The organism is Yimella lutea (genome assembly GCF_006715095.1).
Taxonomy (GTDB): domain Bacteria; phylum Actinomycetota; class Actinomycetes; order Actinomycetales; family Dermatophilaceae; genus Yimella; species Yimella lutea.
The window spans coordinates 3,225,609-3,245,107 of sequence record NZ_VFMO01000001.1; the positions used below are offsets into that span (position 1 = coordinate 3,225,609).

Here is a 19,499-nt window from a genome sequence, read left to right on the forward strand (position 1 = left end):
CCAGGCGGCAGGTACGACCCAATTATCACACAACCATGGAGATGCGTCTCGCGGTCGACGAACTAACGGGCACTCTCCACACCCACGGGTGGTGCCGCGGTCGTGGTCAAGCCCGCACCCGGATCAGTCGAGGCCGACTCCTGCTCAGTGGTCGAGCTCGACGTCCACTGACGGCTCGAGGTGGGAGTCCATTGCCTGGTCGAGCTCGGTGTCCACTGCTGGGTCGAGCTCGGTGTCGACTGCTGGCTGGTGCTCGGCGCAACGTACGGGTTGGAGGTCGAGCTCGGCTCCGCCGCGGAGTTGCTTGCCGCGGCCTCGGTCGAGCTCGCGGACTCCTGGGTCGAGCTCTGCGTGGTTGTGGACGACTGCTCCGCAACGGGATTGGACATCGGCACGACCCACGCCTTGGTCTGGTCGGCCGCCCAGATGGTGCGACCCCAGATCGCGATGTCGGCCGACTTGACGCCGGTGGTGCCTTCGACGCATCCGCTGGCGGAGCCGTTCGCCTCGTCGGCGAGCGCGGCCACCCGGATGCCGCAGTTCTGGCTGCTGGCGACGTAGACCCGGTAGCCCTGCCTCGATCCGGCTGTCGAGATGCCGGAGGCGTTCTTCACCGTGCCGACCGTCGACCAGGTGGCGCCGGAGTCGGTGGTTCGGCGCACCACGCCGCCGTCGCACAACACGTTGGCGCGTTCGGCGGTGTCGATGGCGAGGTCCTTGACAGTGCCCGTCGCGCAGGCCTTCGCCGTCGCCTTGCCGGTGTGCATCAGCGTGGACGCGTCCGCCGGGTTGATCGCCCACCCGGGCTGCGTCTCGGTCGCCTTCGCACCGCTGTCCTCCAGCACGAGGGTTGCCGGCTTGCAGGCCGTGTCGAGGCCGGTCAGCACCGGCCGTCCGTTGTCGTCGATGCTGACCGACGACACCATGCGCAGGTCGATCTTCGGGCCGGCCTTCCAGGTCGCTCCGGAGTCCTGACTGCTCGCGACGGTGACCGAGCCAGAGCACGCGGACCCGGTGACCACACGCCACGCGCTCGCTGCGCCGGTCGGCAGCACGATCACCCGGTCGGGCGCGGCCGCGACGGTCGAACTGTTCGCGGCTGTCGTCGCCGACGAGGGCGCCGATGACGTCGCCGTCACATCGGCGTCCTGCGCCGTCCGCTCCCCCGGACGCATCGCCCAGGCGACGAGTGCGACGTCCAGGATCAGCAGCAGCCCGAGGGCGAACGGCCACAGGCTTCGGCGCACGGGAGGTCCCTTCGATCAGGTGGAATTCCTCGGACAGTATGCCGCCTTCGCCGCACTGGTCACACAATTCCCATATCCCATGGCTGCCGGGGCGTCACGCACCGACCGCTGATACTTTCGACCCGTACCCACCCGTAGACGTCCTGAGGGGATTTACGTGAGCACCCAGCCTGTCAAGGTCGCCGTCACCGGCGCCGCCGGCCAGATCGGTTACAGCCTTCTTTTCCGCATCGCCAGCGGAGCCCTGCTCGGCCCGGACACCCCGGTCCAGTTGCAGTTGCTCGAAGTCGCCCCTGCGCTGAAGGCGCTCGAGGGCGTCGTCATGGAACTGGACGACTGCGCGTTCCCGCTGCTGCACTCCGTCGAGATCGGCGACGACGCCGAGAAGATGTTCGACGGCGCCAACGCGGCCCTGCTGGTCGGCGCCATGCCGCGCAAGGAGGGTATGGACCGCTCCGACCTGCTCTCCGCCAACGGCAAGATCTTCACCGGCCAGGGCGCCGCGCTGAACAAGGTCGCCGCCGACGACGTCAAGATCCTGGTCACCGGTAATCCGGCGAACACCAACGCGCTCATCGCCAAGGAGAACGCCCCCGACATCCCGGCCGAGCGGTTCAACGCGCTCACCCGTCTCGACCACAACCGTGCGAAGGCGATGCTCGCCAAGAAGCTCGAGGTCGCGGTCGACGAGATCAAGGACCTCGCGATCTGGGGCAACCACGACGACTCGATGTACCCGGACCTTTACAACACGAAGGTCAGCGGCAAGGTTGCGGCCGACCTGGTCGACGAGGCCTGGATCAAGGACGAGTACATCCCGACCGTCGCCACCCGCGGTGGCGCGATCATCAAGGCGCGCGGTGCATCGTCCGCCGCATCGGCTGCCTCGGCGACCATCGACCACATGCGCGACTGGATGCTCGGCACCGACCAGATCGTCTCGATGTCCGTCCCGACCGACGGCTCGTACGACGTGCCGGAAGGCATCATCTCCTCCTTCCCGTGCCGCGTGAAGAACGGCAAGTACGAGATCGTCCAGGGTCTGGAACTGAACGACTTCAGCAAGGAGCGCATCTTGGCGTCCGCCAAGCGCTTGCAGGACGAGCGCGCCGCGGTGGAGAAGCTCGGCCTCATCTGAGTCTCACTCGCGCGCGAGCCCCACGACCAGTCGGTCGTGGGGCATCGTCGTCCCACCCCGAGGGAGGGCAGTACATAAAGACCCGGTAAGTAGCCCGTCGCCAAAGGCCGCGCAGCAGAAGATCCGGTCTTCGTACAGCCGTAGCAGTACGCACTGGCGCAGGGCTCCCGGACCGTTGCAGGTTCCGGGGCCCTTCGCCGTGCCGGAAGAATCAGAGCCGGACGAGTGAGAACACCGTCGCGAGTGCGACGGCAAGCAGTCCGTACATCAGGACATCGGTGCCTCGGCGACGGACGACGATGCCGCCCGCTAACCGCTCCGGCAACGCCAGGCGCAGCAGAGCTCCCCCGGCCGCGGTCGCCGCCAGCAGATAACCGCCCGTGCGCACGTCGCCGAGCACCAGGACGGCGATGGAGAACACGGCGCCGGCGGCCAGCAGAGACCAGGCCGGACCGAGCGGCGGACGCCTCACGCCACCTTCTGTTCGGCGATCGTGACCAGATTGCTCAGCAACATCGCGCGGGTCATCGGGCCGACCCCGCCCGGGTTGGGGGTGATCCACCCGGCGACCTCGGCGACGTCCTTCGCCACGTCGCCGGCGATCTTGCCGTCGCGGCGGCTCACGCCGACGTCCATGACGGCTGCACCTGGCTTGACCATGTCCTTGGTGATGAGGTCGGGCACTCCGGCCGCGGCGATGACGATGTCGGCTTCGCGGACGTGGTTGGCAAGGGCACGAGTTCCGGTGTGGCACAACGTGGTTGTCGCGTTCTCCGAGCGGCGGGTCAGCAGCAGGCCAAGCGGGCGGCCCACGGTCAGCCCGCGTCCGACCACGACGACGTTCGCTCCGTCGATCGGCACCTGGTAGCGCCGCAGGAGTTCGATCGCGCCGAGCGGAGTGCAGGGCAGCGGGCCGTCCTTGCCGAGCACCAGCTTGCCGAGGTTCACCGGGTGCAGACCGTCGATGTCCTTCTCAGGGGAAACCCTTGACAACAGGGCGAATTCGTCGAGGCCGGTGGGCTGCTGGACGAGGAACCCGGTGCACGCGTCGTCCGCGTTGAGTTCGTCGATGACCGCTTCCACCTCGGCCTGCGTGGCCGACGCGCGAAGGTCATGACGCAACCCGCGGATGCCGATCGATTCGCAGTCCTTGTGCTTGGCACCCACGTACCAGTGCGACGCGGGGTCGTCCCCGACGAGGACTGTGCCGAGACCGGGAGTCACACCTTTCTCGGCGAGAACGGCGACGCGGGTGCGCAGTTCGTCCTTGATCGCTCGCAGAGTCGCCTTGCCGTCCATCACGATTGCGGTCACGGTCACCCATCCTGCCAGGTGGCACGGTTCGAGGTTCGCCGACTACTGACAATCGGAGGTCGCCGTGGTGGGCGAGGCGCCCGCCTGCGGGAAGAAGCTCTCGTGCAGGTGCAACAGCCTTCAGCGATTGCGGGCGAGACCTGCCCCCACGGCCGCGACCAATGTGATCAGCAGTCCGATCAACAGTTGCGCACCGATGCGGTCTCGGGCCGCAGGATCGATCAGATCAAGACCGACGGCCGTCAACAGCTGACCGGCGACGGCGAGCAGGCCGAAGATCAACACGCCGGTGATCCGTACCGCCCACGACGTGATCGCGATGAAGACGATCCCGATCAGTCCGCCGGTCAGCGCCCAGGGCGGCACGTCGCTCGACAGCGTCCAATCGTGAGTCCCGGACGTCAGCAGCACGACGAGGCTCACGACGAGCAGCGTGACGGTGCCGACTAAGAAGTTCTGCCAGGTCGTCGCCATCGGACTCTTGTTCGCGACCGACACGCGTCCGTTGACCGCCTGCTGGACCGCCATACCGGCTCCCACCAGGAACGCAGCGACCGCGGGCAACAGCGAGAACTCCCCCGCCCCTCCGGCGGTCGAAGCGACCACGACTCCCACGACAGCCACGATCGCGGCGAGCAACCGGACACCGGTCACCGCATGCACTCCCGCCGGTCCCAGTCCGAGCCGGTCGACGAGCAGTCCGTTCAGGGTCTGCCCGCCGACAACGGCCACGCTGAAGATTGCGACACCGACGATCGGCACCGACCACGCCTGCACGGCCACCAACAGCCCGCCGAAGAACCCACCGATGCACTGCCACCACTTCAACCGGCCGGCTCGCAGCGCTTCGATGATCCGCAGGACGCCTCGCCGCACCGGCGCAGTCACCAGCACAGCGATGGTCAACACGACGAGTCCGGAGCCGAAGCTCCACAACGCCGCCATCAGCGGGCGTCCGCTGTGTTCGCTGACGACGCCGTTCAAGCGTGACTGGACAGCGAGCATCGCGCCGGAGGAGAACGCGCCGGCGAGCGCAAGGAACTGGACGCGCGCAGAATGGACTTCAGTAGTGGTGGACATCGAGATCCATTGTGTTCCGATACTTCATCCGCATGCGATGCGGGTCAGTAGGCGGACCGTGTCGCGCCCGCCGCGGACCCCGCTCGAGAACAGCAGAAGTCGCGGACCCTGCTCGATACGTCCGCGACTTCTGCTCGATGATCGTGAGGCTCAGTGCGCGAAGTGGCGCGTGCCGGTGAAGTACGTCGTCACACCGGCGGCGTTCGCGGCGTCGATCACTTCCTGGTCGCGCATCGAACCACCAGGTGCGACAACGGCTTTCACCCCGGCGTCGATCAGCACTTGGAGTCCGTCGGCGAACGGGAAGAACGCGTCGGACGAGGCGACAGCGCCGCGAGCTCGCTCTTCACCCGCGCGTGAGACCGCGAGGTGGGAGGAGTCGACCCGGTTGACCTGGCCCATCCCGACGCCGACGGACGCACCGTCCTTGGCGAGCAGGATCGCGTTCGACTTCACCGCACGCACAGCCCGCCAGGCGAAGCGCAGATCGGCGAGCGTCGCCTCGTCGGCCGCGTTGCCGGCGACCAGGCGCCAGTTGTCGACCTCGTCGCCCCCGATCACTGTCCCGGACTCGTCCGTGACCTCGGCGTCGAGCGCGTCGCCGTCCTGCAGCAACATGCCGCCGAAGATGTGTCGCATGTCGCCGCCCATGCGTCGGGGCGCGACCTTGAGCAGGCGGATGTTCTTCTTGCCCTGAAGCACCTCCAGCGCCTCGGACTCGAAATCGGGCGCGATGACGACCTCGGTAAAGATGTCCTTGACCGTCTCGGCCATCTCGCGGGTCACCGTCCGGTTCGCTGCGATGACACCGCCGAACGCCGACACCGGGTCGCACGCGTGCGCCTTGCGGTGCGCGTCCGCGATGTCGGAGCCGACGGCGATCCCGCACGGGTTGGCGTGCTTGATGATCGCGACGGTCGGCTCGTCGCCCTGGTCGTACGCGGCCCGGTGGGCGGCGTCCGCGTCGGTGTAGTTGTTGAAACTCATCGGCTTGCCGTGCAGCAGTTCACCCTGCGCCAGGCCGGGGCCGCCGGGCTGGAAACCGTTGTCGTACAACGCTGCCGACTGGTGAGGGTTCTCTCCGTAACGCAGCGTCTGTGACTTGGTCCAGGTGGCACCGATCCACGCCGGGTAGCCGTCGCCGTCGGAGGTGTCGGTGAGCACGTTGCCCATCCAGGACGCCACATGGACGTCATAGGTAGCGGTGTGCACGAAGGCCTCCGCTGCCAGACGCTTGCGCTGCTCGAGCGTGAACCCACCCGCGCGGACCGCCTCCAGCACCGCGTCGTACGACGCCGGATCGGTGACGATCGCGACGCTCGGGTGGTTCTTGGCGGCGGCACGCACCATCGAGGGGCCGCCGATGTCGATCTGCTCGACGCACTCGTCGGGTGAGGCACCGGAGGCGACGGTCTGGGTGAACGGGTACAGGTTGCTGACCACCAGGTCGAACGGCTCGACCCCCAGCTCGCCCAACTGCGTGACGTGCTCGGGCTTGCGCGTGTCCGCCAGGATGCCGGCGTGCACCCGCGGGTGCAGCGTCTTCACGCGTCCGTCGAGGCATTCGGGGAAGCCGGTGAGGTCCTCGACCTTGGTGACCGGCAGAGCGAGCTTCTCGATGAGGGCGGCCGAGCCCCCGGTCGAGACGAGTTCCACACCGGCCTCGTGCAGACCGCGGGCCAGATCCTCCAGCCCGGTCTTGTCGTACACGGAGACGAGGGCGCGCTTGATCGGACGTTGATCGACGGACATGACACTCCTGAACAGTCGCTTGCATGCGATGTGGACCCAGGCGATCGATCCACGATCCAGTCACTCCCTGGTGGTCACCCACCTGCGCCAGTCGTGTGCGCCCAGCGTACCGAGGGGGCGTGAGGACCCGAGCGGTAACCTCGCCTGCGTGAATTCTCCCGCCCGCGTGGTCGTCCTCCTGTCCGGTTCCGGCTCGCTGCTCCAAGCCCTGCTGGACGCGTCCGCGGACGACTCGTACGGAGTGGAGATCGTGGCCGTGGGTTCCGACCGTCCGGACGTACTCGGACTTGACCGTGCCGAGCGCGCCGGCGTCCCCACCTTCGTCCTGCGCACCAAGGACTTCGAGTCCCGGCAGGCGTGGGACGACGCGCTCGGGGCGAAAGTGGCCGAGTACTCCCCCGATCTGGTCGTGTCCGCGGGCTTCCTGAAGCTCGTGGGGCCGGCGTTCCTGTCAAGGTTCGGCGGCCGATATCTCAACAGCCACAACGCGCTGTTGCCGAGCTTTCCCGGAATTCATGGGCCGGCCGACGCCCTCGAGTACGGCGTCAAGGTGACCGGTGCGACGCTCTTCGTGGTGGACGAGGGCATCGACACCGGCGCGATCGTCGCCCAGTGCGTCGTTCCGGTCGACGACAACGACGACGTGGAGACGCTCACCGAGCGGATCAAGCAGGCCGAGCGGCCCCAACTCGTGGAGTACGTCGGACGCATGGCACGTAAGGGTTTCCGGGTCGAGGGACGTCGCGTGCGCATCGGCAGCACCGACAGCGGCTGAAACCCCCACCGGGCCACCGCGTTTCGTACCCTCGAAGGAACGACGCAATCGCCCCCGACAGCCGGGCGAGACAACGGTTGGAAGGGACACATGATCGATCGCGACGCGGCTCTCGACGCCGATGCACGCGAGTTGCGTGCCCAGGCGGTCGTTCTCGAGCATTCGGAATCGGTGATTCGCTCGGTCGCCGAGACATTCACCGTCCCGACCGACCAGATCGTCGACGATGAGTTGTCCACGCTGGTCGCGCGAAGTCTTGCGGTCGTCACCGGCACGGCCGACGGGATCGCCGACGGCATTGCTCACCTCAGCGAGTTCGTCCACGCCCAGGCCGCCACGCACGAAGAGGGCAGCCAGTGACAACTCCACCGACGCTGAACGACCCGGCGCAGATCCGCGCGATCGCTAAGCGGTTCGCCGATCAGACGACTCCGCTGACCCGCCAGCGCGTGAACGTCCTGTCAGCTGCCGCCTCGGTCGTCACCCAGCTACCGGCCGACGAACTCGCGACGTTCGTCCGCTCGAGTGCTCATCTGTCGACCCGACTGCTCGAACTCACCGCGACCCTCGACGCCGCAGGGCGTGCATTGCTGGACTACGCCGAGGCGCTGGAACGTCGTCAGACGATCAGCGAGGAGCCCGATTACCTCGACGAGACGATGCCGCGCAGCCTCGACACCGGTTCGTCGCTGGTCCATCCGCGGGCGTTGCCGACTCATTCGATCTCCGAGCATCTCGTCGGGGCCAAGGCGGACGAAGGCACCGTCACCGGTAGGAGCGCGACCGAAGCCGTCGAGCACGAACTGGACTTCCTGCGGACCCGGTGCCTGGAGGTGCTGCGCGAGCAGGCCGACCATTGGGTGCATACACAACGCGACGGTGACCCTTACGAACTCGCCCGCAGCCTCGTCAGCCGACCGGGCGGTCGCAGGATCCGCCCGGCCGGGGAGATCGAGGTGTTCGACAGTGTGGTACCCGTGGAGATCGACGCACCGAAGGTGCCCCGGATCGGCCGCTGACCGGCCTTCGCCTCAGCGCAGGCGGCGCCGGTAGTGCACCGCTGTGGCTGCGATCACAGCACCGACCAGCAACTCCCCCGCGACCCAGAGCGCCGAGGTCATGGCCGGCCCGATGAGGTCGAGTCGGCCCGGGTTCATCCCGGCGCGGCTCCACCACAACAGGATCGACACCACCAACGCGCCGAGGCCCGCCGCAGACGATGCCACCTGCAGCTTGCGACCCAGGTGGGTCAGCACGGGCATGGACCACGTGGCGCGCCAACCGATGAAGGCGCCGGCCAGTACCGGGATCAGCAGGGCAAGCCGGAAGACTCCCGGCAAGGCACCGGGTTCGGGCAACGCGCCGAGCACCGGGATGCTCGGCAGCACGGTGGCCGTCGCCGACGAGGTGCTCAACTCACCCATACCGAGCACAACCGGCGCGCCGGTCAGCCAACCGGTCGCGAACAGGATCAGGTTGGGCAGCGCCAGCACTTGCGCGAACCACAGCAACGCGATCCCGCTGCCGTGCACATCGAGCAGCGCCGCGACCTTGCCGACCCGGTCGAGCCGCGTCATCACCAGCACGAACGTCACCATGGCGCCCGCGGTCAACAGGACGCCGACTCCTTCGATCGCCGGACGCAGCGAGCGTCGGACGTTGAGGTGCAGCCGCTCGGCCAGGTTCGCTGCCCACGGTAGTTCCACCCCCGTGCCGTCGCGCCGGATCGACCAGATCACTGCGGCAAGCGCGATCAGAATCGCTCCGGGCAGGACGCTCCACCACTTCACCGGAGCCGATCCGGACAGCGACACGGCGGTGACGCCCAGGCAGGAGATCACGAAGCCAGCAAGAAACGCCAGCGGGGTGCGCTGTTGCTCATCGCCGGCCGCGTCCGCGTCGTCCAGAGCGCTCTGGACGGGTCGGTAGGCGAACCGGGTGAGCAGCAGAAGCAGGGCGGACAGCAACATCGGCGCGAAGTGCAGACCCTCGATCTCGTTGTGCGGCACCGAGATCGAGCCGCGCAGCGTCAGCCCGACCCCGGAGGCGGTGATCGCCAGAGCGTCGGCCCACTGCGTCGAGGTGCGCGGGTCGAGCGTCCAGGACGCCAGCACCGGCGCGAACAACAGCAGGGCGAAAGCCACCGGAGCGAGCACGCCGTAGCCGAACGCGAGCGCGTACGGCGGCGCGCCGCGTCCGACGGATCGTCCATCCGATTCGGTGCGGGCAGCAGGAGTGACACGGTCGAGCAGGCTCATCGCGAACCATGGTGACGCGGGAGCCCGCGCAGGCCGTTCAGGCGCGCCGTACCCAAAAGAATCAGGCCCGGAGACAGTGTCTCCGGGCCCGACAAGAACTCGGTCAGCCGAGGTTCTTCATGATTTCGCGCATGAGGTCGGCAGTCTCGGACGGCGTCTTGCCGACCTTGACGCCGGCGGCCTCGAGGGCCTCCTGCTTCGCCTGGGCGGTACCGGACGAACCGGACACGATCGCACCGGCGTGGCCCATGGTCTTGCCCTCGGGGGCGGTGAAGCCCGCGACGTAACCGACGACCGGCTTGGAGACGTTGTCCTTGATGTACGCCGCGGCGCGCTCCTCGGCATCGCCACCGATCTCGCCGATCATGACGATCGCGACGGTCTCGGGGTCGGCCTCGAATGCTTCGAGCGCGTCGATGTGGGTGGTGCCGATGATCGGGTCACCACCGATACCGATAGCGGTGGAGAAGCCGAAGTCCTTCAGCTCGTACATCATCTGGTAGGTCAGGGTGCCAGACTTCGACACCAGACCGATCTTGCCCGGACCGGCGATGTCGGCCGGGATGATGCCGGCGTTCGACTGTCCGGGGCTGATGATGCCGGGGCAGTTGGGACCGATGATGCGGCTGGTGCCCTTGTCCTTGCAGTAGTTGAAGAACTCCGCGGAGTCCTTCACCGGGATGCCCTCGGTGATGACCACGATCAGCGGCATCTCGGCGTCCACGGCTTCGACGACGGCAGCCTTGGCGAACGCCGGCGGCACGAAGACGACCGACACGTTCGCGCCGGTCTCGTCCATGGCTTCCTGCACGGAACCGAAGACCTTGACCTGCTTGCCACCGTCGAAATCGACGGTCTGGCCGGCCTTCTTCGGGTTCACGCCACCGACGATGTTCGTGCCCGAGGCGAGCATGCGCGTGGTGTGCTTCATGCCCTCCGAGCCGGTCATGCCCTGGACGATGACCTTGGAGTCAGCGTTGAGAAAAATCGACACGAGTCTTCAGTCCTGTTCAGTTCGCGGCCAGTTCGGCGGCCTTGCGGGCAGCGCCGTCCATGGTCTCTTCGATGGTGACCAGCGGGTGGTTGAAGTCGGCGAGGATCTGGCGGCCCTCCACGACGTTGTTGCCGTCGAGGCGGACGACCAGCGGCTTGCTGGCTTCGTCGCCGAGGGTCTTCAGTGCGCCGACGATGCCGTTGGCGACTGCGTCACAGGCGGTGATTCCGCCGAAGACGTTGACGAAGACGGACTTGACCTGCTCGTCGTTCAGGATGACGTCGAGGCCGTTGGCCATGACCTCGGCGGAGGCTCCGCCACCGATGTCGAGGAAGTTGGCCGGCTTCGACTTACCGCCGGTGTGCTCCTCACCGGCGTAGGCAACGACGTCCAGGGTCGACATGACCAGGCCGGCGCCGTTGCCGATGATGCCGACGTTGCCGTCGAGCTTGACGTAGTTGAGGTTCATCGCCTTGGCCTTGGCCTCCAGCGGGTCGGCCGCGGCCTTGTCCTCAAGAGCCTCGTGCTCGGGGTGGCGGAAGTCGGCGTTCGCATCGAGTGAGACCTTGCCGTCGAGAGCGACGATCTCGCCGTCCTCGGTCTTCACCAGCGGGTTGACCTCGACGAGCGTTGCATCCTCGCCCGAGTAGACCTCCCACAGCTTCTGCAGGACGGGGACGATCTTCGCGCCGGTCTCGGCGTCGAAGCCGGCCTCGTCGACGATTTCCTTCGCCTTGGCCTCGTCGATGCCGACGTTGGGGTCGACGTTCACCTTGGCCAGAGCTTCCGGTCGCTCCACAGCGAGCTGCTCGATGTCCATGCCGCCCTCCTTGGAGCACATGGCCAGGTAGCTGCGGTTCGCACGGTCGAGCAGGATCGAGAAGTAGTACTCCTCGGCGATCTTCGCGCCCTGGGCGATCATCACGGTGCCGACGGTGTGGCCCTTGATGTCCATGCCGAGGATCTGCTCGGCATACTGCTCCGCCTCGTCGGCGGTCTTGGCGACCTTCACGCCGCCGGCCTTGCCGCGTCCACCGGTCTTGACCTGGGCCTTGACGACGGTCACACCGCCGGACTTGGCTCCGATCTCCTCGGCAGCTGCCTTGGCCTCAGCCGCAGTCGTGGCGGTCTTGGCGGCCAGGACCGGGACGCCGTGCGCCTCGAACATGTCTCGCGCTTGGTACTCGAAAAGATCCACGCGGAATCCATCCTCTTCTCGGGGTTCAAAGGGATTTCCGCCTCGCACTCTAGCCCTCGGCTGTGACGCCGCCCACGTGGGTCCGAGTCCATTCCACGATGTCCGTGGTGGTTGCGCCGGGAGTGAAAACTGTGGCGACTCCGAGACCTTCCAGGGCCGGGATGTCCTCCTCGGGGATGATGCCGCCACCGAACACCACGATGTCTTCGGCATCCTTGGCCGCGAGCAGTTTCATCACCTCGGCGAACAACGTCATGTGCGCTCCCGAGAGCACCGACATTCCGATGGCGTCGGCGTCCTCCTGGATCGCCGCCTCGACGATCTGCGCGGGCGTCTGGTGCAGGCCGGTGTAGATGACCTCCATGCCGGCGTCACGCAGGGCACGGGCCACAACCTTTGCACCGCGGTCATGTCCGTCGAGCCCGGGCTTGGCCACGACGACACGCAACGGGGAAACAGCCTGATCAGCCGTGGACTCGGGAGAAACTGCTGCGGACGGCGCCGAATCGTTCATGCTCTCAAGCGTAGACCTGCGGGCGGGTCCAATCGCATTGTGGTGTTGTTCACAGATTTTCTTGGGGATTGGAATGTCACGGGATGATCACGGTACGGTGTTCCCCGCTCGGCCCCCCGAAGAGAAGAAGTTGGTCCCTGTTTTGACTCGTTACAAAGGGCGGCACCGCCAGTCCGGTCCCTCGTTCATCAAGCGAGGGAAGGTCATCCTCCCGACGACGGCCGTTGTTGCCGGTGCTGTGGCTGCGGGGGCGGTCAGCACGGCGAACGGGGCCACCTACGCCACGGGGCCGACGACCGTCGGCACCGTCGAAGCGGTGAACTCGTGGACCGTCACAGCGCAGAACCAGTCGGTGTCGCGCAGCGCGACCCGCGCTTCTGCCGCGGTCGACGCCAAGGTGAGGGCGGCCGTCACGGCCCGCGCCAAGGCCAAGACTGCCGCCCAGACACGGGCGAAGACGCTCAAGGCCACCGCGAAGCAGAAGGCCGCGGTCGCGGCCATGAGCACGGCCACCACCGCACGCGACCACGTCGAACCGCCGAAGGCCCTTGCGGCGCCGCGCCTCGAGCAGCAGCCGACGCGTCAGGCGGCCACCGGCCTGCCGGCGCCCACCCAGCAGTACGGCGCCTCCGCCGGCAACGGCCCGGTGAGCTCGACAGCTCGTGCGCCGGAGCGGGCCACCGGTGCACCGGCAGCTGTCAACACCAACAGCGGTGGTTACGTCTGCCCGATCGCCGGCTGCGCAGGTGTCTTCACCTCCGGCTTCGGCTACCGCAACTCCCCCGGCGGCATCGGCTCCACGAACCACGGCGGTATCGACCTGTCGGTCCCGGTGGGCACCCCGCTGCGCTCGATGTCGTCCGGCACCGTGACCGCTGTCGGTTGGTACGGCGGCCAGGGCATGCGCGTCAACATCGACTTCGGCAATGGTGTGAGCGCGGTCTACGCGCACATGTCCGGCTTCGCGGTCAGCCCGGGCCAGCAGGTCGCTGCCGGCCAGATGATCGGCTGGTCCGGCAACACCGGCAACTCCACCGGCCCGCACCTGCACCTCGAGATCCACATCGGCGGTGTGGCGATCAACCCGTACGGCTGGCTGTCCGCGCGCGGCCTGCTCTGATCTCTCGACGAACAAACCCCATCGCCGTTCGGCGGTGGGGTTTGTTCGTTGTTCTCAGATCTTTTCGACCTTGCCGTACCGCAGCGCAAGACGCTTCACGCCGTAGTCACCGCCGAAGTCGATGTGTGCGATCGTACGATCCCCGCTGCCTTCGAGCCGGACAACGGTGCCCAACCCGAAGGAGTCGCTACTGACACGGTCACCTGCGTCGAGTGACGGAATCGGATGATTACCAGGGCTTTTCACACCCGGACGCGCGGCGAGACGGGCGACAGCAGGCGCGGATGACGGACGCATTCCGGTGGTCGCGACCCGCACCCAGTCGATGAGGTGACGCGGGATCTCGTCGAGGAACCGCGAGGGCGGGTTGTACTGCGGTGCACCCCAGGCGGACCGCACCTCCGCCCGCGAAATGTGCAATCTCTGTCTTGCTCGGGTGATGCCGACGTAGGCGAGCCGGCGTTCTTCCTCGAGTTCCTTCGGATCACCCAGAGCCCGCATATGCGGGAACGTGCCGTCCTCCATCCCGGTGAGAAACACGACCGGGAACTCCAGGCCCTTCGCGGTGTGCAGAGTCATCAGCGTGACGACGCCTTTGTCGTTCTCGTCACCCTTCGGGATCTCGTCGGCGTCGGCCACCAGCGAGACCTGCTCGAGGAAGTCCTCCAGCGACCCTTCGGGATAAGACTCGTCGAATTCCCTTGCGACTGCGACCAGTTCGGCGAGGTTCTCGATACGAGTCTCGTCCTGCGGGTCATGGCTGGCACGGAGTTCGGCGAGATAGCCGGACTTGTCGAGGATCACCTCGAGCAGGTCGCCGATGCCGTTGCCCTCGGTCTCGCGGGCCATCCGGAACTGTTCGAGGATCGAGGTGAAGTTCTCGATCGCGGCCACCGATCGGGTGGCGATGCCGGGGGCGTCCGCCGCTCGGCCGAGCGCGGCGATGAAAGTGATCCGTTCACGCTCGGCGAGCGCGGAGACGCAGCCTTCGGCACGGTCACCGATGCCGCGCTTGGGAGTGTTGAGGATGCGGCGCAGGTTAACCGTGTCGAGCGGATTGGAGACGACGCGCAGATAGGCGAGCGCGTCCTTGACCTCCTTGCGTTCGTAGAAGCGGGTGCCGCCGACGACCTTGTACGGCAGCCCGACGCGCACGAACACTTCTTCCAACGCACGTGACTGAGCGTTAGTGCGGTAGAACACGGCGACGTCACCCGGACGCACCCCATGGTCGTCACCGAGCGTGTCGATGGTGCGGGCCACGAAGGCCGCCTCGTCGTGTTCGGAGTCGGCGACGTAGCCGGTGATCATCGACCCGTCACCGGAGTCGGTCCAGAGGTTCTTCGGGCGGCGTCCTTCGTTCTTCTCAATGACCGCGTTGGCCGCCTGCAGGATGGTCTGCGTCGAGCGGTAGTTCTGCTCCAGCAAGATGGTGCGTGCGTCCGGGTAGTCCTGCTCGAACTCCACGATGTTGCGGATCGTCGCGCCGCGGAAGGCGTAGATCGACTGGTCGGCGTCACCGACGACACAGAGTTCGGCGGGCGGCACCTGACCGACGGCCGGATCGTCCGTACCGTGCCCGACCAACTCCTTCACCAGTTGGTACTGCGCGTGGTTGGTGTCCTGGTACTCATCGACCAGCACGTGCCGGAAACGGCGGTGGTAGTACTCGGCGACGTCCGGAAAGGCCTGCAGCACATGGACGGTGGTCATGATGAGGTCGTCGAAGTCGAGCGCGTTCGCCTGCCGCAGGCGGCGTTGGTACATCGTGTACGCCTCCGCGAGCATCCGCTCCTGATGCGTGCCCTCCCCCACCTGTCCGGCGTAGGTCTCCTCGTCGATCAACTCGTTCTTGAGGTTGCTCACCTGGTGGCTGAAGGAGCGCGGCGGGAAACGCTTGGGGTCGAGATCCATGTCGCGCATGACCATCGCCATCAGTCGCTGGCTGTCGGCCGCGTCGTAGATGGAGAAGGTCGACTTCAGACCGACCTTCGTCGCCTCGCGGCGCAAGATGCGCACGCACGCGGAGTGGAAGGTGGACACCCACATCATCTTGGCGGCCGGGCCGACCAGCGCCTCGACGCGTTCGCGCATCTCGGCGGCGGCCTTGTTGGTGAAGGTGATGGCGAGAATCTGACCGGGCTGGACGCCACGCGCACCCATCAGGTGCGCGATGCGGTGGGTGAGCACGCGTGTCTTGCCGGAGCCGGCACCGGCGACGATCAGCAACGGCGAGCCGTGGTGCAGCACGGCTTCCTTCTGCTGGGGGTTGAGTCCCTCGATCAGCGACTCGGGGTCACGCATGGTCGGACGGTTCGGCCGCTCCCGGGGTTGTTCGGGCGCGTCGTGGCCCAGGCTCGCCCAGGTGGGGACGCCGTGCTCGTCGACGTCCGTCGTCGCGCCGGAGGAACCGGGCGCGCGGTGCGGTGACGCCGAATCGGGGGTCAGGCCGGGCAGGGGAAGGTCGTCGAACAGGCTGCTCATCTCACCGTCCAGGGTATGTCGTGCCACCGACAACCCCGAAGTCTGCGCCGATCATCGCAAAAGTGTGCCCAGCACGCGCCGCCCTCACGACATCCCAAACCCCTCGGCGAAAGCGCCGGATAGCCTCGCCACCATGATCCGCCTGGTCGAACCGTCCGAAGCTCTCCGCGACTCATGGTTTAAGTCGATCGCCGAGTTCGGCGGCGATCATGTGCACGGCTACTCGATCTTCGGGTTCACCGCAGAGGAGCTCGCTGACCCCGACGGCTTCGGACGGTGGTTGGCACAGCAACGTCGTAACCTCACCGACCCACCGGAGGGTTTCGTCCCTGCCGCGCTGTACTGGATCGTCGATGACACCGACCCGGATCAGGTGCTGGGCTCGCTCAGCCTCCGCCTCTGCCTCAACGACTTCCTACTCGAGGAGGGTGGGCACATCGGCTATGGCGTGCGCCCGTCAGCGCGTCGGCGTGGGGTCGCGACTGCGGCACTCGCTGCCTCGCTCGGCACGGCGCGCGAGCACGGACTGGCCCGGGTGCTGGTGACCTGCGACGAGGACAACGAGGCTTCACGACGCACGATCGAGCGATGCGGCGGTGTGCTGGAGGACGTGCGCAAGGACAAGCGCCGCTACTGGATCTCGCTCTAGCCGAAAGTCCGCATGACTCGCGGGCCGACTCGCTGAGCGCGCGGACTTTCGTTCACAGGCGCGGCACGAGCCAAGCGGCCGTCATGGTCAGGCCCGCGAGCACGAAGCCGCAGATGATCGTGGTGACGAACCCGTCGAAGCCCGAACGGCGGGGTCGAACGACCTCGGGATGCATCAGTTCCCGCACCGCGTAGGCAGCGAACCCCAGTCCGAGTGGGACGCCCGCGATCCAGAACCAGTACCAGCGGGTGCCGCGCACCGGTCTCGGCCCGAAGACGATGAACGCCAAGGCGGCGAGTCCGAACGCCAGGCCCACCGTGCTCGCCGGCGTCCTGCGTTCGAGGCTGAACGATGAGTCCGGGCCGACCTGCTTGGTCAACCACTCGGTCACCGACCTGCGTTGCAGGTCGGAGGAGTAGGAGGTGTTGTGGTCGACCGAGCCGGCAACGTCCGGGACCTCGATCCAGTGCGGGTGGTTCGCTCGGTCGAGCCAGACGATCACAGCCCCAGGCCACCTCGCCGACAAGGGAATCGCCGAAGAAGCGTGCGCCCCTGATTGGATGATCCGGTGGAAATCGAGTCTTCGCTGCGCCATGAACTGATCACCCGCCAACGCCGGCACCGTGCCCCGTCGGTGTCGATTGCGCTGATCCGTGACGGTGAGGTCGTCTGGTCGGATGCCGCCGGGCATCCGACCGGACGCCGCGACTCCCCTACCGCGACCCCGCAGACGCCGTACCGGATCGGATCGATCACCAAGACCTTCGTCGCCGTCGCCGTCCTGCAATTGGTGCGAGACGGCGCAGTCGCCCTCGACGACCCGATCACCGACCACCTTCCGGAGCTGGACGAGTCCGTGCGGGGGGTCACCGTCGGGTCGCTGCTCAACCATTCCAGCGGACTCCATGCCGAGACGCAGGGGCCGTGGTGGGAACGCAGCGACGGGCTCACCTGGAAGCAACTGCTGCCCAGCGTGCGCCGGGCGCACCGTCCCGGAGCACGGTTCCACTACTCCAACGTCGGGTACGCGGTCGCCGGTGAACTCGTTGCCCGGCAACGAAAGTCGTGCTGGTTCGATGCCGTCCGAAACGGAATCCTCGACCCGCTCGAGCTGACCCGCACGACCTACGAACGACCGGACGACGCCGCACCCGGATGGGCGGTCCACCCGCACGCCGATCTGCTGCACGACGAACCCACACACGATTCCCGAGCGATGGCCCCTGCCGGCCAGTTGTGGTCGACCGTCGGCGATCTCGCGGCCTGGGCGCGGTTCCTCGCACGTGGTGACGAACGCGTTCTGCCCGACGACCTCCGCCTCGACATGCACGTCCCCGGCGTCGTCGACGACACACCGGGCGGACGCTGGTCGCGCGCCTACGGGCTCGGCCTGGACGTCTTCAACATCGACGGACGCCGGTTCATCGGCCACGGCGGTTCGATGCCCGGCTACCTTGCGGCGCTCCGCATCGACCCAGTGACCGGGGACGGCTTCGCCGTGCAGGCAAACACGACCGGCAACTTCGATCTCGACCTGGGTTACGACCTGCTCAAGCGGTTCGACGAGCTGAGTCCACGCGACGATAAGCCTTGGACCGCAACGGGATCCATCGAGTCACTCAACATCACGGGAACCTGGTTCTGGGGGCCGCGGGAGCATGTTGCAACGTTGCACGGCGGCGTCCTCGAACTTCGTCCGGTACGAGTCGGCCGCGGTTCCCGGTTCGCGATGAGGGACGGCGTTTGGGTCGGGCTGGAGGACTACTACGCCGGCGAGCGACTGCAGATGCACGTCGAGGATGGCGCGCAGTACCTCGATCTCGGCAGCTTCCGGTTCACCCGGACGCCGTACGACCCGGACGCCGACCTGCCCGGCGGCGCACACCCGGACGGCTGGCACTGAACGAAGTCTGAGCACCACCGGATGATCACGACGCTCGAGCACCTCCTGCTCGGGTACCTCCCCTTCTGGTCTCTTCTTCGACCTGCCCTGTGCACCGCGGGCGACCCTTCGTCGGAGCAGGGGTGGGATCACCTGATGACCATCGGCTACGGCGAGACGACGACGTACAGCGCGATCGCCCGCGCTCGGCAACCCGAACATGGCGCAGGCGGTCGGCCACAGTGTGGGGCACAACCCGATCAGCCTCGTCGTGCCGTGCCACCGGGTCGTCGGCTCGGAGATTCGCTGACCGGTTTCGCTGGCGGCCTCGACCGCAAGCGCTTCCTTCTCGACCTGGAGCAGTCGGCCGAGACGAAAGCCGAGCGCTTGTTCCGAGCGGCCTCGTCCGACTGCCGCGCCACGTGCACCCACAACTTCAGCGTCGGCTGGGAATGTGCCTTGAGCAACTACTCGATACTTGCGCTCACCTCTCGCTCCGGGGAAGCGATAAGTCGTCGCTTTGACATACTCCGCCAACACCACCTCGGTGCCCGGCCCTAGCTCTCGTAACGACTTCACCATCGATTTCGAGCTACAGGTCAACAACTCCACCTCGACGAACCCTCCCACGGACGGGTGGTCCAATGTCCCCGGCGGAACGTTCACCGTGACCGGCCTGTCGACATGGCGCACCGAGACCACGGATCCCAACTTTGGGATCTGCCAGTCGCAGGGCGTCGCCCCGGCGCAAGCCAAGGGCGCTGACGCGGCTACCGATTCCACCGACGGCAAAAGCCCTGAGACCCCAGTGGCGCCGACCGGTCACGGTGACTGACTTCGACCATCTGTACGTCTTTTGGGCGTGCCCGGCGTACAGACGACAGCCGGGTGTTCGCCCTGGTCGCACCGTCGGGCACGGGCAAAAGCACGGCGGCGGTCACCCATCGGGCGTTGCCTCTGACGCGATGGGGCGAAATACTCCGGGCGGTTCCCGTGCACGCCGTCGAGTACTCGGATGCGTCACAGTTATTCGACGTCATCGACGGACTGGCCGCGCAGTCGACCACGTCGTGGGGCACGATCGGTGGGAGGCA

General features: G+C 67.0%; 20 protein-coding genes and 1 riboswitch. Of the genes, 9 read left to right on the forward strand and 11 right to left on the reverse strand.

The window, feature by feature from the left end:
• Positions 1–62: 62 nt before the first annotated feature.
• Positions 63–1,247, reverse strand: coding sequence for a hypothetical protein (locus tag FB459_RS15490; RefSeq protein ID WP_141929123.1), 1,185 nt, complete (start codon positions 1,245–1,247; stop codon positions 63–65).
• Between the two features lie 157 nt (positions 1,248–1,404).
• Here FB459_RS15490 and FB459_RS15495 point away from each other — a divergent pair, with 157 nt between their 5' ends.
• Entirely contained in the window at positions 1,405–2,385 is a 981-nt protein-coding gene (locus FB459_RS15495) for a malate dehydrogenase (protein ID WP_141929124.1), read from the forward strand.
• A gap of 211 nt (positions 2,386–2,596) precedes the next feature.
• On the opposite strand, the gene FB459_RS15500 is transcribed toward FB459_RS15495, so the two are convergent.
• The 4 genes from FB459_RS15500 to purH form a co-directional block, all read right to left on the reverse strand.
• Positions 2,597–2,857, reverse strand: coding sequence for a DUF3017 domain-containing protein (locus FB459_RS15500; RefSeq protein WP_211345212.1), 261 nt, complete (start codon positions 2,855–2,857; stop codon positions 2,597–2,599).
• Positions 2,854–3,699 carry a bifunctional methylenetetrahydrofolate dehydrogenase/methenyltetrahydrofolate cyclohydrolase gene (locus FB459_RS15505; protein WP_141929125.1) on the reverse strand — a complete coding sequence of 282 codons (846 nt, stop codon included), beginning with the start codon at positions 3,697–3,699 and terminating at the stop codon, positions 2,854–2,856. The genes FB459_RS15500 and FB459_RS15505 overlap by 4 nt, the downstream gene beginning before the upstream one ends.
• A gap of 120 nt (positions 3,700–3,819) precedes the next feature.
• Entirely contained in the window at positions 3,820–4,779 is a 960-nt protein-coding gene (locus FB459_RS15510; protein ID WP_141929126.1) for a DMT family transporter, read from the reverse strand.
• Between the two features lie 150 nt (positions 4,780–4,929).
• Positions 4,930–6,531 (reverse strand): bifunctional phosphoribosylaminoimidazolecarboxamide formyltransferase/IMP cyclohydrolase, encoded by a 1,602-nt coding sequence (gene purH, locus FB459_RS15515; RefSeq protein ID WP_141929127.1) that lies wholly within the window; start codon positions 6,529–6,531, stop codon positions 4,930–4,932.
• A gap of 27 nt (positions 6,532–6,558) precedes the next feature.
• Positions 6,559–6,636: riboswitch (ZMP/ZTP riboswitch) on the reverse strand.
• A 43-nt stretch (positions 6,637–6,679) separates the two neighbouring features.
• On the opposite strand from purH, the gene purN reads away from it, so the two are divergent.
• From purN to FB459_RS15530, 3 genes are all read left to right on the forward strand, one after another.
• Complete coding sequence (gene purN / locus FB459_RS15520; protein WP_246092486.1) at positions 6,680–7,306, forward strand: phosphoribosylglycinamide formyltransferase; 627 nt, start codon at positions 6,680–6,682, stop codon at positions 7,304–7,306.
• 90 nt (positions 7,307–7,396) lie between these two features.
• The gene (locus tag FB459_RS15525; RefSeq protein WP_141929128.1) at positions 7,397–7,666 is read left to right on the forward strand and encodes a hypothetical protein; all 270 of its coding nucleotides are present in this window, start codon (positions 7,397–7,399) and stop codon (positions 7,664–7,666) included.
• The gene (locus FB459_RS15530) at positions 7,663–8,325 is read left to right on the forward strand and encodes a hypothetical protein (protein ID WP_141929129.1); all 663 of its coding nucleotides are present in this window, start codon (positions 7,663–7,665) and stop codon (positions 8,323–8,325) included. The genes FB459_RS15525 and FB459_RS15530 overlap by 4 nt, the downstream gene beginning before the upstream one ends.
• A gap of 12 nt (positions 8,326–8,337) precedes the next feature.
• Here FB459_RS15530 and FB459_RS15535 read toward each other — a convergent pair whose 3' ends face one another.
• The 4 genes from FB459_RS15535 to FB459_RS15550 all read right to left on the reverse strand — a co-directional run bounded on the left by FB459_RS15535 (position 8,338) and on the right by FB459_RS15550 (position 12,270).
• Positions 8,338–9,564 carry a cell division protein PerM gene (locus FB459_RS15535; RefSeq protein ID WP_141929130.1) on the reverse strand — a complete coding sequence of 409 codons (1,227 nt, stop codon included), beginning with the start codon at positions 9,562–9,564 and terminating at the stop codon, positions 8,338–8,340.
• A 103-nt stretch (positions 9,565–9,667) separates the two neighbouring features.
• Positions 9,668–10,558 (reverse strand): succinate--CoA ligase subunit alpha, encoded by an 891-nt coding sequence (gene sucD, locus FB459_RS15540; RefSeq protein WP_141929131.1) that lies wholly within the window; start codon positions 10,556–10,558, stop codon positions 9,668–9,670.
• Between the two features lie 16 nt (positions 10,559–10,574).
• Positions 10,575–11,756 (reverse strand): ADP-forming succinate--CoA ligase subunit beta, encoded by a 1,182-nt coding sequence (gene sucC, locus FB459_RS15545; protein ID WP_141929132.1) that lies wholly within the window; start codon positions 11,754–11,756, stop codon positions 10,575–10,577.
• Between the two features lie 49 nt (positions 11,757–11,805).
• Positions 11,806–12,270: a cobalamin B12-binding domain-containing protein gene (locus FB459_RS15550; RefSeq protein WP_129625934.1), complete on the reverse strand. Its 465-nt coding sequence runs from the start codon at positions 12,268–12,270 to the stop codon at positions 11,806–11,808.
• Positions 12,271–12,412: 142 nt separating this feature from the next.
• Between FB459_RS15550 and FB459_RS15555 the strand changes: the two genes are divergently transcribed.
• Positions 12,413–13,390 carry a M23 family metallopeptidase gene (locus FB459_RS15555; protein ID WP_141929133.1) on the forward strand — a complete coding sequence of 326 codons (978 nt, stop codon included), beginning with the start codon at positions 12,413–12,415 and terminating at the stop codon, positions 13,388–13,390.
• A 54-nt stretch (positions 13,391–13,444) separates the two neighbouring features.
• Here FB459_RS15555 and pcrA read toward each other — a convergent pair whose 3' ends face one another.
• Positions 13,445–15,874 carry a DNA helicase PcrA gene (gene pcrA, locus FB459_RS15560; RefSeq protein WP_141929134.1) on the reverse strand — a complete coding sequence of 810 codons (2,430 nt, stop codon included), beginning with the start codon at positions 15,872–15,874 and terminating at the stop codon, positions 13,445–13,447.
• A 133-nt stretch (positions 15,875–16,007) separates the two neighbouring features.
• On the opposite strand from pcrA, the gene FB459_RS15565 reads away from it, so the two are divergent.
• Positions 16,008–16,523, forward strand: a complete 516-nt coding sequence (locus tag FB459_RS15565) for a GNAT family N-acetyltransferase (RefSeq protein ID WP_141929135.1) — start codon at positions 16,008–16,010, stop codon at positions 16,521–16,523.
• Between the two features lie 52 nt (positions 16,524–16,575).
• Here the strand turns inward: FB459_RS15565 and FB459_RS15570 are convergent, their stop codons facing one another.
• The gene (locus FB459_RS15570; RefSeq protein ID WP_141929136.1) at positions 16,576–17,025 is read right to left on the reverse strand and encodes a hypothetical protein; all 450 of its coding nucleotides are present in this window, start codon (positions 17,023–17,025) and stop codon (positions 16,576–16,578) included.
• Positions 17,026–17,091: 66 nt separating this feature from the next.
• On the opposite strand from FB459_RS15570, the gene FB459_RS15575 reads away from it, so the two are divergent.
• The 3 genes from FB459_RS15575 (at position 17,092) to FB459_RS15585 (ending at position 19,240) form a co-directional block, all read left to right on the forward strand.
• Positions 17,092–18,426 carry a serine hydrolase domain-containing protein gene (locus FB459_RS15575; protein WP_141929137.1) on the forward strand — a complete coding sequence of 445 codons (1,335 nt, stop codon included), beginning with the start codon at positions 17,092–17,094 and terminating at the stop codon, positions 18,424–18,426.
• A 199-nt stretch (positions 18,427–18,625) separates the two neighbouring features.
• Positions 18,626–18,715 (forward strand): MGMT family protein, encoded by a 90-nt coding sequence (locus tag FB459_RS17950; RefSeq protein ID WP_246092487.1) that lies wholly within the window; start codon positions 18,626–18,628, stop codon positions 18,713–18,715.
• A 210-nt stretch (positions 18,716–18,925) separates the two neighbouring features.
• On the forward strand, positions 18,926–19,240 hold the full coding sequence (locus FB459_RS15585; RefSeq protein WP_211345275.1) for a hypothetical protein: 315 nt from the start codon (positions 18,926–18,928) through the stop codon (positions 19,238–19,240).
• The last annotated feature ends 259 nt before the right edge of the window (positions 19,241–19,499 follow it).

Coding starts and splice junctions, on each gene's coding strand:
- FB459_RS15510 (WP_141929126.1), bottom strand. CDS start 4,779: ATGTCCACCACTACTGAAGTCCATTCTGCGCGCGTCCAGTTCCTTGCG.
- purH (WP_141929127.1), bottom strand. CDS start 6,531: ATGTCCGTCGATCAACGTCCGATCAAGCGCGCCCTCGTCTCCGTGTAC.
- FB459_RS15525 (WP_141929128.1), top strand. CDS start 7,397: ATGATCGATCGCGACGCGGCTCTCGACGCCGATGCACGCGAGTTGCGT.
- FB459_RS15535 (WP_141929130.1), bottom strand. CDS start 9,564: ATGAGCCTGCTCGACCGTGTCACTCCTGCTGCCCGCACCGAATCGGAT.
- FB459_RS15550 (WP_129625934.1), bottom strand. CDS start 12,270: ATGAACGATTCGGCGCCGTCCGCAGCAGTTTCTCCCGAGTCCACGGCT.
- pcrA (WP_141929134.1), bottom strand. CDS start 15,874: ATGAGCAGCCTGTTCGACGACCTTCCCCTGCCCGGCCTGACCCCCGAT.
- FB459_RS15565 (WP_141929135.1), top strand. CDS start 16,008: ATGATCCGCCTGGTCGAACCGTCCGAAGCTCTCCGCGACTCATGGTTT.
- FB459_RS17950 (WP_246092487.1), top strand. CDS start 18,626: ATGGCGCAGGCGGTCGGCCACAGTGTGGGGCACAACCCGATCAGCCTC.